This window comes from Streptomyces sp. NRRL F-525 (assembly GCF_000716605.1).
In the GTDB taxonomy this organism is placed as follows: domain Bacteria; phylum Actinomycetota; class Actinomycetes; order Streptomycetales; family Streptomycetaceae; genus Streptomyces.
On the sequence record NZ_JNXE01000005.1, the window covers coordinates 277,733 to 290,567 of the forward strand.

Here is a 12,835-nt window from a genome sequence, read left to right on the forward strand (position 1 = left end):
GTCCTGAGTTCTCAGAGGCTTTGCCAGCCCTCTAGGCCCCGCGTTGGGCGTCCCGCTCCCCGGCCGCAGGCCGTACGTGCCCATGCCTTTCTCGGACCGCGTGAGCCCCCGCGCGCCCACCTGCCAATACCCGACAACGCGAATATTGGCGATGCCGCATAGACGACCATGAGCGACCCCCGTACGGTCGTGTTCAAGGGCCCCAACTGGGGCCAGACACAAGGGGGTTTCGGCATGGCCCGCGAAGAACTGACCCGCCTTACCGGCAACGGCAACGGTGAGTGCAATCAGAACGACTGCCCCAACGTGTACCGAACCGCAAGCGGCTCCATCATCGTCCAGGGCGACCTGTTCGAGGCTTTCAAGCCTCCGCAGGGTGAGGCCCTGGTGGAGATCCCGGAATCGGTACTCAGGGAGGCTGTTCGTGCTCTTGGATGGTGAAGCGTGGCAAGCCAAGTTCCGGGACTTCCAAAGCGAAGCATGGCGCCTGGAGACCCTGCCCGAATACAGGGTCCCTCAAGAAGAGGAAGAGATTCGGGCCTTTCTGGCGGGTGATCGAATCGACCCCCACACGCACTCGAACTCCTACACAGAAGACCTCAAGAGGGTGCGTCGGGAAGGAAGGAGCAAGGGGCGCGTACACATCGTGACTCGCCCTCTAACGATATACCTTCGGTACGAGTTCATGTATTACCGTCCGCACGTATGGGCCGGAGAAGACATTCGAATCATGGACGTGACCGATCGGGAAAATCCTCTGGCGGGCGTCCAAGACTTCTGGATGTTCGACAAAAAGGAAGTCGTCCTCATGAACTATGAGGACGACGGCACGCAGATCGGCCGGGAATTGTACGAGGGCGACGTGGCGCGGTACCTCGGATATCAGCGCATTGCACTGACCGCGTCGGTGCCTTTTGAGGAGTACGTGAAGGGTCTTGACGTTTGAGCCAGAGGAGATGGGGCAGTCCAAGGCGGACCTAGCCGACACTCTCAAGATGCTCCGAAAGCGAGCCGGGATCACACAGACCCGGCTCGCTCGGCTATGCAACATGAGTCAAACAAAGATCAGTAATATTGAAGGAGGGAAACTAACTCCCACCCTAGTTGATGTTGAACTAATTCTAAGAGCCTTGGACGCACCTCCGGAACTCGTTTCACGAGTCGCGTCCCTGGCGCGTAACGCAAACAGTGAATGGCAAGACGTTTGGAATCAGCGTCGAACAGGTCTAGAGAAGAAGCAGAACGAGCTAGCCGGGTTCGAGCAGTCGTCCACAGAATTTCGATACTTCCTGTTGTCGATGATTACCGGGCTACTAGCGACGCCCGAGTACGTGAGGGCGAGTCTCGCCCACATCCCTGGGGACCACAGTAAGGCGATTGCCAAGAAACTAGAGCGACAGGCAGTTCTATACGATACGCCGAAACGGTTCACATTCATTCTCACTGAGCAGGCCGTTAGATGGCCATTCCTGCCCCCGGCAGCCATGGCCATGCAGGTTGACCGACTGGCATCGATTTCCTTGCTGCCAAATATCCGTCTCGGAGTCATCCCGCTTGAAGGTCATATGCCGGTGGGGCCGCTGAACACATTCACCGTATATGACACGCGGATTGTGACCGTCGAGACGCAAACGGGTGCCATGGTTTTCAGGGACCACCGGGATGTATCGGCATACCTAGATGAGTTTGCCGTATATGAAGGCTTGGCCCTGTTCGGGGACCAATGCAGGGAACGGCTGTCCGAGTGGGCCGATAGGTTCCGCTCATGATTCCTACCCGACAACGCGAATAAAACTCGTTCGACTGCACGCTTCGCGGCACCATTACATGACAGACGTGGAGCCGAGGGGCGATCGATGCTTAAGGACAAGTCGGAGGCTGAATCCAGTTCCGGACCAGTAGCGAGGAGCATCCCCGGACTTGAACCTGTCGGGGTCGAGGGGTGCATGACGTGCGCAGCCCTCGGGAATTCACGAGAAGTGGCCCGCGAAGCAGGCGTGCCGGAAGCTGTGGCGAGTGCCAATCAGCAGATCAGCAACCATCCGCACAGCGGCGTGGGCCAAGGGAGAGAGCTTCCCATGGCGACGGTGTGGGGGGTGCCCGTATGAGGCCACCTAGCTACCCGAGTGAGGCCGTCGACCTACCCCTAGACGATTGGTTGTATGAAGCCAAGCCGCGCGAAGGGTGCCACCAATGCGCGGAGTCTCTTGCTGAATTGACGGCGGCCAAGAAGGCCGGTGACGCCTCCGCTCGCTTCGAGGCGGCCCGCAGGATTCGACAATGCGCGCACGGCGGCTAGGTCATGGCTACGGCACCAGAAAAGCCGAGGGCTGGTCGGCGGGGCTACGACAATGGCCGCCCTTCCATTATCGAATGGTTGAACGGCGTATCCGCGATCTGTGGAGAGTGTTTCGGGAGCCGTGAAGTCTGGTGCCCTGCGTGCGGTGGATTCGGTGGATGTGGCATCTGCAACGGCCGGGAAAAAGTCCGGTGCACTCAGTGCGCGGGCGGGCGCGTCACCGGGTATAGGTTTTGAAGTAGAGCTGAGCTGCGTGCCCAGAGCACACCAGAACGAGCCTCGCACTGATCAGAACGCCCGAGAACTGCCCCGTCCGAACGTCGTCCCCCGTGGCGTTCGGGCGGGGCTTCTGCATATCTGCAAGATGAATGATCCGGAGCCCTCTCGGGTGAAACGAAAAAGCAGGGGTACCCCGAGCCGGCTCGGGGTACCCCTGCTTTTTTAGTGGTCTTTCAGTGATCTCTTGGAACAGCGCCGATCGGGCAAGACCAGGTGAGTCACTGTGATGCAGAGCTGGTTCCCGCACCGGTTCTCGAAGGTGTTCGCGATGATCGGCCCTCGGTACTTCTTCGCCGTGAGATATCTCTTCACTAGAGTTTCACGGCCGCGCCCAAAAACGGGCTCACCCTGCGCCGTGGTCTTCCCTTTCCAGACTCGACAGCCAGTCTCGATAACCGGGATAGACAACATCATGATCTCATCGAGCGGTGTCTTCACTCTTTAACCTTTCCCCCGAGTAATATTCCTTCTCAGATTGCGGGGAACGGAGCAATCAAACCCCGTTCCCCGCACTGTCAGCCGCTTAGCTAGGGGCAGCCTTCACGATCTGCGCCGAAGAAGTCTCGGCCAGAGAAACGCCAGCAACTCGCATAGTCAGCTTGAAGCCCACCTGGTCGGAGTCGAATCGAGCGTCCTCGGAAACCTTCACCGAGGCATTGCGGCGAATGCCAACCATGATGCGCGAGCCATCAGCCACCGCCACGGTCTTGGGCGGCAGGAAGGCACTCGGAAGGATCGGCAGACCCCATGCAGTCGAAGCGGGAGAGTCAACCGGAGAGCCACCCTGGTAGGTGCCAGAACCAGCGGCCTTTTCCTTTCGGAGAGCCGCAGCCATATCAACGGAAGCCCATACGACAGAAGGCGTTCCGTTCATAGACTCGATCCGGGCCACGGCGTCCGCCAAATCGTCGTAAGTGATCGACGTCTTTCCGGAACCAAGAGTCGTAGAGACGCCCCGAGAAAGAATGCCCTTGATCGGATTGGTCCCCGACCCGGTGAACGCGTCAGCGTCGAACTTGAGGCTAGCGTCACGAAGAAGGTTGCTAGCAATCACGTTACGCAGATTGACGGCACTGTCTTCCAACACCTCGACGGACGCCCACTGAATGCGGCCGATCTTCTGACTTTCGAACTTAACCTCACCCCAGACCATTTCCCCTTCCGGGATGGTCTGACCCTCTTCTACGTAATCACCGCCAGTAGAAGAGACAAGCTGGGGAACCGAGAAGGTATCCGAATTGAACGGGACTATGCTGTCGGCAGGGAGACCCCGGAGGAAGGTCGAGTTAGCCTTTAGCGCGTCTACGTACTTGGAAGCCGTCTCGGACGGCACCGTATAGCCACCACTGCTCGGAGAATTCTCGGCGATAAGTTCGCGGTACTCGTTCGCGGACGGCATCAGGCCGCGCCACGAATCCCCCTTGTCCTGATGCCGGTTCCCGGTCGGTGCGAACAGGCCGGAGCGCGAAGTCAGAGACCGGACCTCGGCTTCCCGCTCGCCCCGCTCGACAGCATCTCGGGCCTCGGCCTCGTAACCGTTGATATCAACGTCGAGACGCTCGATGCGCTCTCGCTTTTCGGCGTCCGAAAGGTTCGCGTCGTCCCGCACGGCGCGCATCTCGGCAACGAGTTTCGCACGCTTCTCCAGAGCAGCCTTAGCGTGAGCCTTGAACAGGGGAGGGCAGTTAGTCATGGTGTTCCTTCATTGGTCGCGGCCGGAAATGGCCATGAAAAAACCGCCCATCACCCTGATTTCGGGTGGGGCGGCTAGCTATGTATGAAATTTGTTTACGGAGATGCTTCAGCGCGTAACACGCGCTGAAGCTCAATCCGCTCTACGAAGCGGACTCTGCGCGTAATCTTGCGCGCTAGGTTCTTGCAAGAAGGGCCGCAATACCGGGGCGGACGACCAGGGCCGTATTCGGTATCGAAGGGCTTCTCACAAGCCCAGCACTTCAGCTCGACTGTGTTCTTCATGTTCCATGCCTCTTCGAGGTTCAGCTTTCACCCTTCATAGAACCGTTAGGTAGCGCGAAACATCACGCGCTACCCGGCTCGATACTGCGCAATCCTCTGAATGCCTCGGCCGAGTTACGAACCGGCTATCAGGCCCACGGGTTCCGGCTAACCCCCGCGCGTTCACGGGGAGGGAAAGACGCGGGTGCGTAAAGTGATCCCAAAAAAGTTTCAGATCCCCCCTCCCCCTGACGTACAGCGCAAAGCGCCGCCATGAAAGATCAGAGAAGGGCCCTGCAAGGCAAAGAGACTTGTACTAGCCTGCGCGCATGACAACCGCGCATCAGCAGCTACTCGCCATCAACTTGGGAGCATGGACTCCGGAAGACTGGTCTGCCGCTGCGACGGTCGCCACGGCGATCTTCACCATCTTTACCGTTGGTATCGCCCTGGCTGCCGCGCTGTACGCGAAGCAGCAAGTTGACTTGGCTCGGCAGTTGAGAGAAGAGCAGGCTCAACCCTTCGTCGTTGTCGACTTCGCCGACAATCCGGTGATGAGGCAAGGCATCGACTTTGTCGTTGAGAACATGGGGCAGACACTCGCGAGGAACGTCAAGATCGTCGTCGATCCTCCATTTGCAACGACATTCGACCAGTACGGGTATCCGTTGAAGGACGCTCCGCTCATTACCGAGGGAATCCCGTCGCTTCCGCCAAGGAAGCGAATCACTGCGCTATTCGATGGAGCCCCCGAACGTCGTGAATCGGGGTTGCCCATGAAGTACACCGCTACAGTTCGTTTCGAGGATGCCCACGGCAGGGCGCAGGAGCCGTTGACTTACATCCTCGATCTGTCTATTCGCTACAGCCTGCTTTCACCCACCGAGTACGGCATGTCCGATGCTGCTGAGGCCCTACGAAAGATTGCTAAAATGCTAGAGGAGTCTCGGCGTGATTTGCGTACGGAACTCAGGCGGAGGCAAGCAGAGCGAACAGTGGAAGGGAATACAGGCGAGAGTTCCACCGATTAAAGGTCGGGGCCCTCGGCCGACCTCTAACCTTGATGCAAGTATTTAGCTTGGTAGGGGGCGCCCCACTAAGGTGCCCCTCTTACTTCGACATCCAGCCTTCACCCCTCGGCCAGGCTTGCTCCTAGGGCGTTCTATTGCCTCGGCTGAAGTTGCACGGCCCGCAGGCCGGGCGAAGGTTCTCTATGTCATTCGTTCCGCCTCGGCTGAGCGGAACTTACCAAACCAAAAGCCCTCTTCCCGAGAAAAGGCCGCCATGCCGAAGTGGATAATCACCGCGCACACATTTGACCCACCGCCCGCGATGCGCACGGTTTCGAATATCGAAGGAGATGAGGCGGAAGCTCTCAAGGAGCTCCATGTAATCATAAACACATACAATCCGGTCATCAAAAAAGTCACCCGTCGCGAGATGTATAGATACTCCGAACGCCAGTATTTGGTGCGGATTCACGGGAGCTGGAACATAGTCGAATACTTCATTCAATTGGGCGAACTATGCGATCAGCCGTGGTAGCCGGCCGTGAATAGCAGATAGAGCAGACTGGATTATCCGCGAGGATCGCGGCTCTAGCTTTCCGATATTGAGTTGTGTCACGCGCCCGGGCCGAAGGGCGTGTGTGCTTTCTCTTCTGAATCCCGTCGCTTCGCTCCGGACCGGGCACACGGCTCAGGGCGGGAGCCGAGCGGATAGAGTCGCTTACAGCGGTTGTACATAGACATAGGCATAGCTACTCCAATAGAGCGCCCCTGCAGGGGACGCTTTTAGATAGAAAGAGTTAGGGCACCCTCGGCGGGGTGCCCGTAGTGAGGTTGTCTCGCCCTGGCCTCCGTTACTCGGCCAGGGCGAGAAGCGAGCGGCAGAGAGCTTCTATAGAGCAGCGCCCTTCGGGGGGCGCTGCCTCTCTAAGGCCATAACTTCTCCTGGCCTTGATCGGCCAGGGCATAGCTGCGTAGCGGAGCGCAGCAGCTAACGGCCCCGGAAGGGTCCTTACTAAGGCCATAAGTAGCCGAGGGCCGTTCAGGCTGCCCCGGCGAACCACTCCGCATCATCGATCCACCCCAGGCATTCCGAGGAACGCTCACCAGCAAGGAGTCGGAACGTCGTCTTCGCTCCGCGTTTGCTCCCGACCGTTTCAACTTCCAGCCATCCGGCATCGGTTAGAGCTTTTGCCCCGCGTTCGGTGTAGCGGCGCAGGTTCCCGGCCCGGTCACGCACGCCGACGGCATCAGCGAGCGAACGCCATGGAATGGTGACCTCGGATTCGTCGCCGCACAGGCGGGCTATCTGCCTGGCCACGGCCTGACCGCTGCGCGGGACGCACTGAACTGCGTCGGCGTACCACAGGGCGGCTTGCCCGGTCGGCAGTGCCGTCTCAGCCGCGAGGGCAACCCCGCGCTTCCGTAGCTTCACTCTGCTGATCTCGATAGCGTCCGCATACCGTTCGAGAAACGTCATTCACGTAGCTCCATTTCAGGTGGGGCATAAGGAAGGCCCCGACTTGAGTGCTGGGCTGTGATCCGGTTGTACGTCAGGGAGGGTGGCGGAATCAAAGGTGGTTGCGACATAACATCAAACGACTGGCGGTTTCAATGGAAGGTGTTTAAACGGGCACCGCAGAAGGTGTTTAAACGATTCCTTTGACTTCGCCAGGGGGTTGCGATGCAAGGTTCCTTCACCACTAGCACCTGGCGCATGGCCTCGGGGTCGAGACAGGGGGAATATGCGCGTTGTAACCGTGATCCAGGATCAGGACGGTAACCGGAGAGTTGTTGCTGATGTCGTCTATCCCTCCGAGAGTTGACATAAGAAATGCCCCCTCCTTCCGGAGGGGGCATTTTGGTTTCGCGGAGTGTGCCGGTATGGCTAACTCCAGTTGTTGTCCATCCTGATCAGTCGCTTCTCGACATCGTGCGGAATGATCAACCTCCCCAACAGTTCCCCATCGTCCTGTTTTCCAAGTTCGAAAGTGATTCCGGCGCTCAGTAGATCTTTTTCCATGGCTTCTACACCACCGGTCTTCCAATGTTGGCTGTAGGTAATACCGGTGCTTTCGTAGACCCACCTGTCTTTTGTGGACTCCGGGTCGATCTTCGTCAAGTCGTTCATGAGAGCGTCTAGTGTGGTCTCTGCCTTCTCGCGGATGAATCCGGCCTTATCGAACCTTCCGCCGGGCTCCAGCCCAGACATGTAGTAGGCGATGGAATCTTCCAGTCGCTTCCGCTCACGCCTGTTCTCGTCGCCTCGGGCGTACTCACGGCGGATCACCTCGAAATCACCCAGGGCCTCAAAGACGGCCTGTGCCAGAGCCGAGTACACATGCTCAGGATCTGGTGTCACGAATCCGGGCTTCCGGCACTCGGGGCACCGCAAGTATCGGTACTCTTTCGCTTCGCCAGTAGAGAGCGTTTTGTAGTTGTTCGTTTCGTTAACGTTTCTACCGCACTGGTGTTTCATGACGCCGAGGAACCTGGTGGGACGGCGGTTCTTCTCATGATGGCGCTTGTTCTTCGAGCGGGTGGCAAGTGCTGCTTGTACGTTCTCGAACTCTTCATCAGTCAAGATCGGGTTATCCGTGACCCGAATTTCCTGGCCGTTCTTGTCCAGTACCGGTGTGGATTTGTAGGTGACCGCTTTCGTTCCTCCCTCCGTGCGAATCCCCTTAACGGCAGGATTCCTAAGGGTCCTGAGAACTTGCTGGTTGTTCCATTTCCCGTTGCTGTAGGTCGGCACCTTGGCCCTGTCAAGGACCTTAGCGATTCGGTTTGCCGGAACCCCCCGCATCGCAGCTTCGTACATGTAGCGCACTACCCGCGCTTGCTTGGGATCTTGTACTAGACGGAGTTTCCCGCGCACCCTGCCAGTCTTGTAGCCATACGATGGCTTACCGATACGCCATTGGTCCTGCTGCTTAGTGTATTCCCAGTGGGATGAAACGCGGGTTTTGGTGTTGGCGGCTTCAATCTCTGCAACTGCCGCGACGAATGTCACCATTGCCTGGGCCATGGGAGATGACAGGTCCAGCGTGTCATTCAGGGAAATCAGGTTCTTCCCGAACTTCTCGCACCACTTGATGACCTCGTGCAGGTCGGAAATTCGCCTAATGAACCGGTCCAGCTTCCAGAACAGAATCAGGTCGAACTCAGGTATCCGGTTGTTGAGCCAATCTCCAAGTTCCTTACGCTCCCAAGGTGCTTTCTTGGTTGCAGAAACTCCGAGGTCCCGGGCCACACCGACAACCCTGACGCCCTCTCGGATGGCATGGCGACGAAGGTCAAGTTCCTGCCGCGCTGGGCTGGTGGTGTCCTCCGTGAGGATGGACAGGCGTACCGACAGGAGCCCACGGGGCGCACCCTCCGGTAGCGCATCGTTCCGGTCCTGGAGTTCGGCCAGCTCTGCCAGTTCGTCAGGGGTCCACTCGGGAGCGGTCTTCGTAGCGGTCATGGGCGCGAGCGTACAGGCAGTTGGATTCTGGAACGTTCTTCGTGCAGTTCGTCGACCCGGGGTACGCCTACCCCGCCCTGTCGTTCGTCGTGCTCGGCGCCTTCGCGCAGCTGGCGAGCTTCCTGTACCTCAGTGCCCTGATCTTCAGCGGGACCCGGCTGGCGACGGCCTTCCGCCGTCGCAGGCGGCTCGCGGCGGGCGCCACCTCGGCGGCGGGGGCGCTGTTCCTGGGCTTCGCGCTGAAGCTCTCACTGGCCAGCTCCGTGTAACTAGACGTCCAGGCCGAAGCGTTCCGCGTACGCGGCCAGGCCGTCGTCCGTGTCGCCGGCCCAGCCGACGTAGCCGTCGGGGCGCACCAGGAAGAGGCCCGTCCCGTACGTCTCGGTCGCCGGGCCTTCCACGACGCGTACGGCGTCCCCGGTCGCCGGTGCCTTCGTGCCCAGCGCGAGCAGGGTCCAGTGCGGGCCCCGGAAGGCGTCGAGGAGGCGGACGCCCGCGACGGTCCGGTTCGGGGCGCGGTCCCCGGCGCGGATCCCCTCTCCCGGTGCCCGGGTCTCCTCCGTGAGGCTCGACTCCCGGTAGCCGATGCCCAGTTGGCGGGTCGCCTCGCCTCGGCGGGTCTCGCCCCGGTGGACCTTGGTGGACAGGCCGAGCATCTCGGCGGCGTTGGGGAGCCGCTCCTCCTCGTAGGTGTCGAGCAGGCTCGCGGGCGCCCCGCCGCGCAGCACCGCGCCCAGCTTCCAGCCCAGGTTGTAGGCGTCCTGGACGCTGGTGTTGAGGCCCTGCCCGCCGGCAGGCGAGTGGACGTGCGCCGCGTCCCCGGCGAGGAAGACCCGGCCTTGCTGGAAACGGTCCGCGAGGGCCGTGCGGGGGCGGAAGTCCGAGGCCCAGCGGAGTTCGGTCACGTCCTCGGGGGCGAGGTGGGTGCGGGCGGCCACGGTCTTGCGGACGCCGTCGAGCGAGAGGTCGACGGCGGTGCCCTCCGGGAACTGCGCGATGACCTGGAAGTCCTCGGTGCCGGCCAGCGGGAAGACCGCGAGGAAGCCGTCGTCGCCGCGCGGCGGGAAGACGTGCACGTTGTCGCGGTCCAGGCCGGTGATCCGGACGTCCGCCACCAGCATCGGGTTCGGGTCGACCGTCTCTCCGGTCATGCCGATCCCCAGGGTCCGGCGGACGACCGAGCGACCGCCGTCGGCGGCCACGACGTACCGGGCGCGGACGGCCGTCCCGGAGGCGAACCCGACGGTCACCCCGGTCTCGTCCTGGGTGAAGCCGGTGACCTCCCGTCCGAAGGCCACCGTCCCGCCCAGCTCCCTCAGCCGGGCGGACAGGATCTCCTGGGTGCGCCACTGCGGCACCATCCACGGAGCGCCGTACGGGGTGTCGGGGTCCGTCACGGACGGGTCGAACATCTGGTGTTCGCCGACCTTCCGGCCGTCCTGCCAGACCGCCCCGACCGGGTAGGCGCCGCCCCGCGCGAGGATCGCGTCGATCACGCCGAGGTCGTCGAAGACCTCCATCGTGCGCGGCTGGATCCCCTTGCCGCGCGAGCCGGGGAACAGCGCGTCCGCCTTCTCCACGACCAGCGCGTCCACCCCGCGCCGGGCGAGGTCGATGCCGAGGGCCAGTCCGGTGGGGCCGGCGCCGACGATCAGTACGTCCGTGTGATCGGTCATGATCCAGTCTCCTTAACGCTGTTAAGTGCCGTCGGTTCCGAGCGTGGCCTTAACGGTGTTAAGTTGTCAAGCGTGAGTACGGAACGACGCACCCCCCTCGACCGCAAGCGCGTGGCGGACACGGCCCTGAGACTGCTGAACGAGGTCGGTCTCGACGGGCTGACCCTGCGCGCCATCGCCAAGGAGCTGGACGTCAAGGCGCCCGCGCTGTACTGGCACTTCAAGGACAAGCAGGCGCTGCTCGACGAGATGGCGACGGAGATGTACCGGCGGATGGTCGCCGACGCCCCGCTCGCCCCCGAGGACACCTGGCGGGACCGGCTGCTGAAGTCCAACCGCGGACTGCGCGACGCGCTGCTCGGCTACCGCGACGGCGCCAAGGTCTTCAGCGGCTCCCGCTTCACCGGCACGCCGCACGCGGTGGAGATGGAACGCACCCTGCGCCTGTTCACCGAGGCCGGCTTCACCCTCGCCCAGGCGGTCCGCGCGGCCTCGACGTCGTACCTCTACACGATCGGTTTCGTCACCGAGGAACAGGGCGTCCAGCCACTGCCGGACGAGCGCCGCGAGGGCTACGACGTACACGAACGCGCCCGCCTGATGGCCGACTTCCCTCTGTCGGCCGCGGCGGGCGCGGAGATCTTCGAGGACTATGACCGGCACTTCGAGGAAGGGCTGGCCATAGTCGTGGCGGGCGTGGAGGCGTGGTCCGGGGTCAGGTGAGGGTCAGTTGTGGGTGCCCCACCAGATGAAGGTGTCCTCGTCGATCCCCGCCTGGGGGTGGTCGGTGGCGTAGACCGCGTTCTGGACGGTGCTTGTCCTCAGGTGCCCCTCTTCTTGCGCGCCGAGGCCGTCGACGATGAACCCGGTGGCGCCGTTGTACGTCCACAACTGGCCGAGGGAGGCGGTGCAGGAGCTCATCCAGACGGCGTTGGTGTCCGTGTTGTTGTCGCTCATCAGGCAGGTGCCGGTCTCGCGGTTTCTGAGTTCCTGGTAGCTGCCGGTGCCGACGAAGTCCCACTGCTGACGGTTGCTCCCGACACACGACGTGGCGAACGCCGTGCCGGTGTCACCGGCGGTCAGACACGTGCCGTACCTGGCGTTCTGGAACTGCCAGTACGTCGGCGCCGCCTGCGCGGTCGCCGGGAACATCAGCCCGGCGCTCGCGGCGAGCGCGCCCACGGCGCTGACTGCGGCAAGACGGAATTTCTTCACTGCAACCTCTTTCGGAGCGTTGGAAGTGGAGCGGTCGTCCTGATCAACAGCCTGCCGGGAAGGGGCGGTTGGGGCGTTGGCGCACAGAGCACACTCATGTGGCAATGCGTCCACGGAAACCGCGGGAGTGCTTGCGGAAGTCACCCGGCGCCAGCCCGTACGCGGCGCGGAAGGCGCGCGCGAAGTCGGTGGCGCGGGCGAAGCCCCAGCGGGCCGCGACGGCGTGCACGGGGGTGTCGGCCTGGGCCGGGTCCGCGAGGTCGAAGCGGGCCCGCTCCAGGCGCCTGCGGCGGACGAACGCGGCGACGGTCTCGCTCTCGTCCTCGAAGAGCCGGTGCAGATAGCTGAGCGAGATGCCGTGCGCGGCGGCGATGCTCTGCGGGGTCAACTCCGGGTCGCCCAGGCGGTGTTGGATGAACGCCGTGATGCGCGGGGTCAGCGGCGCCCGGGGCGTCAGCGGCGGGCAGGGGGTCGGTTCCGCGGCGCGGGTCAGCAGGGCGGCGGCCATGCTGCTCAGGACCGTGCCCAGCCGGGGTCCGTCGGCGGGGCGGTAGGCGCCGGTGTGTTCCATGACCTGGACGAGGAAGCGGGCGAGCAGCTGGGCCATGAGGTCCCGGCCCGGGATGCGGTGGCCCGGCACCCGGTCGGCGCTGTCCCGCGGCAACGGCAGCAGCGCCTCCGGGATGACGGCGCCGACGGCCCGGACGGGGCCGGTGCGGATCTCGTGCGGGCGTGAGCCGTCGTCGCAGTAGAAGTCGCCCGCGCGCAGGCGGGTCTCGCGCCGGCCGCAGGTGATCACGGCCTCCCCCTCGACGAGGAGCGCGAGGCGGTAGCGGTCCGCGCCGGTCCTCCGGGTGGAGCGGCGTAACTCCAGCGGCTGGAAGGCCGCCGACCACACCGGCGTCGCACCGAGTCTGACAAGTCGTCCGGTCATGAA

General features: G+C 62.4%; 12 protein-coding genes and 1 pseudogene. 6 read left to right on the top strand and 7 right to left on the bottom strand.

Features of this window, described 5'->3' with window-relative positions; genetic code table 11:
- Positions 1–234 precede the first annotated feature (234 nt).
- Genes OO69_RS10365 through OO69_RS10375 form a run of 3 tightly spaced genes read left to right on the top strand, consistent with a single transcriptional unit; the run spans position 235 to position 1,769 of the window.
- Positions 235–441, top strand: coding sequence for a hypothetical protein (locus OO69_RS10365; RefSeq protein WP_033280284.1), 207 nt, complete (start codon positions 235–237; stop codon positions 439–441).
- Entirely contained in the window at positions 425–946 is a 522-nt protein-coding gene (locus OO69_RS10370; protein ID WP_033280178.1) for a DUF6879 family protein, read from the top strand. Before OO69_RS10365 ends, OO69_RS10370 begins: the two co-directional genes overlap by 17 nt.
- Entirely contained in the window at positions 936–1,769 is an 834-nt protein-coding gene (locus OO69_RS10375) for a helix-turn-helix domain-containing protein (RefSeq protein WP_033280179.1), read from the top strand. The genes OO69_RS10370 and OO69_RS10375 overlap by 11 nt, the downstream gene beginning before the upstream one ends.
- Positions 1,770–3,101: 1,332 nt before the next feature.
- Here OO69_RS10375 and OO69_RS10385 read toward each other — a convergent pair.
- A complete protein-coding gene (locus tag OO69_RS10385; protein WP_033280181.1) occupies positions 3,102–4,271 on the bottom strand; it encodes a phage major capsid protein in 1,170 nt (389 codons plus the stop codon).
- Between the two features lie 592 nt (positions 4,272–4,863).
- On the opposite strand from OO69_RS10385, the gene OO69_RS10390 reads away from it, so the two are divergent.
- Positions 4,864–5,565 carry a hypothetical protein gene (locus tag OO69_RS10390; RefSeq protein ID WP_033280182.1) on the top strand — a complete coding sequence of 234 codons (702 nt, stop codon included), beginning with the start codon at positions 4,864–4,866 and terminating at the stop codon, positions 5,563–5,565.
- Positions 5,566–5,686: 121 nt separating this feature from the next.
- On the opposite strand, the pseudogene OO69_RS53835 reads toward OO69_RS10390, so the two are convergent.
- The 3 genes and pseudogenes from OO69_RS53835 to OO69_RS49780 form a co-directional block, all read right to left on the bottom strand.
- Positions 5,687–5,767 (bottom strand): annotated as a pseudogene (locus OO69_RS53835) (HNH endonuclease); the annotation flags it as partial.
- 816 nt (positions 5,768–6,583) lie between these two features.
- A complete protein-coding gene (locus tag OO69_RS10395) occupies positions 6,584–7,021 on the bottom strand; it encodes a hypothetical protein (protein ID WP_033280183.1) in 438 nt (145 codons plus the stop codon).
- A 408-nt stretch (positions 7,022–7,429) separates the two neighbouring features.
- Positions 7,430–9,007: a recombinase family protein gene (locus tag OO69_RS49780; RefSeq protein WP_033280184.1), complete on the bottom strand. Its 1,578-nt coding sequence runs from the start codon at positions 9,005–9,007 to the stop codon at positions 7,430–7,432.
- 20 nt (positions 9,008–9,027) lie between these two features.
- Here OO69_RS49780 and OO69_RS10405 point away from each other — a divergent pair, with 20 nt between their 5' ends.
- Positions 9,028–9,276 carry a LysE family transporter gene (locus OO69_RS10405; RefSeq protein ID WP_078652363.1) on the top strand — a complete coding sequence of 83 codons (249 nt, stop codon included), beginning with the start codon at positions 9,028–9,030 and terminating at the stop codon, positions 9,274–9,276.
- Here the strand turns inward: OO69_RS10405 and OO69_RS10410 are convergent, their stop codons facing one another.
- Positions 9,277–10,683 carry an FAD-dependent oxidoreductase gene (locus OO69_RS10410; protein WP_033280185.1) on the bottom strand — a complete coding sequence of 469 codons (1,407 nt, stop codon included), beginning with the start codon at positions 10,681–10,683 and terminating at the stop codon, positions 9,277–9,279.
- A gap of 72 nt (positions 10,684–10,755) precedes the next feature.
- Here OO69_RS10410 and OO69_RS10415 point away from each other — a divergent pair, with 72 nt between their 5' ends.
- Positions 10,756–11,406, top strand: a complete 651-nt coding sequence (locus OO69_RS10415; RefSeq protein WP_033280186.1) for a TetR/AcrR family transcriptional regulator — start codon at positions 10,756–10,758, stop codon at positions 11,404–11,406.
- A 3-nt stretch (positions 11,407–11,409) separates the two neighbouring features.
- Here the strand turns inward: OO69_RS10415 and OO69_RS10420 are convergent, their stop codons facing one another.
- Together OO69_RS10420 and OO69_RS10425 are read right to left on the bottom strand one after the other, a co-directional pair.
- Positions 11,410–11,898 carry an RICIN domain-containing protein gene (locus tag OO69_RS10420; protein WP_158713369.1) on the bottom strand — a complete coding sequence of 163 codons (489 nt, stop codon included), beginning with the start codon at positions 11,896–11,898 and terminating at the stop codon, positions 11,410–11,412.
- 94 nt (positions 11,899–11,992) lie between these two features.
- Entirely contained in the window at positions 11,993–12,832 is an 840-nt protein-coding gene (locus tag OO69_RS10425) for a helix-turn-helix domain-containing protein (RefSeq protein ID WP_051800896.1), read from the bottom strand.
- Positions 12,833–12,835: the final 3 nt, after the last annotated feature.

What these genes read in the sequence shown, in the direction of transcription:
- OO69_RS10365 (WP_033280284.1), top strand. Translation starts at nt 235, where the DNA reads ATGGCCCGCGAAGAACTGACCCGCCTTACCGGCAACGGCAACGGTGAG.
- OO69_RS10385 (WP_033280181.1), bottom strand. Translation starts at nt 4,271, where the DNA reads ATGACTAACTGCCCTCCCCTGTTCAAGGCTCACGCTAAGGCTGCTCTG.
- OO69_RS10390 (WP_033280182.1), top strand. Translation starts at nt 4,864, where the DNA reads ATGACAACCGCGCATCAGCAGCTACTCGCCATCAACTTGGGAGCATGG.
- OO69_RS10395 (WP_033280183.1), bottom strand. Translation starts at nt 7,021, where the DNA reads ATGACGTTTCTCGAACGGTATGCGGACGCTATCGAGATCAGCAGAGTG.
- OO69_RS49780 (WP_033280184.1), bottom strand. Translation starts at nt 9,007, where the DNA reads ATGACCGCTACGAAGACCGCTCCCGAGTGGACCCCTGACGAACTGGCA.
- OO69_RS10410 (WP_033280185.1), bottom strand. Translation starts at nt 10,683, where the DNA reads ATGACCGATCACACGGACGTACTGATCGTCGGCGCCGGCCCCACCGGA.
- OO69_RS10425 (WP_051800896.1), bottom strand. Translation starts at nt 12,832, where the DNA reads ATGACCGGACGACTTGTCAGACTCGGTGCGACGCCGGTGTGGTCGGCG.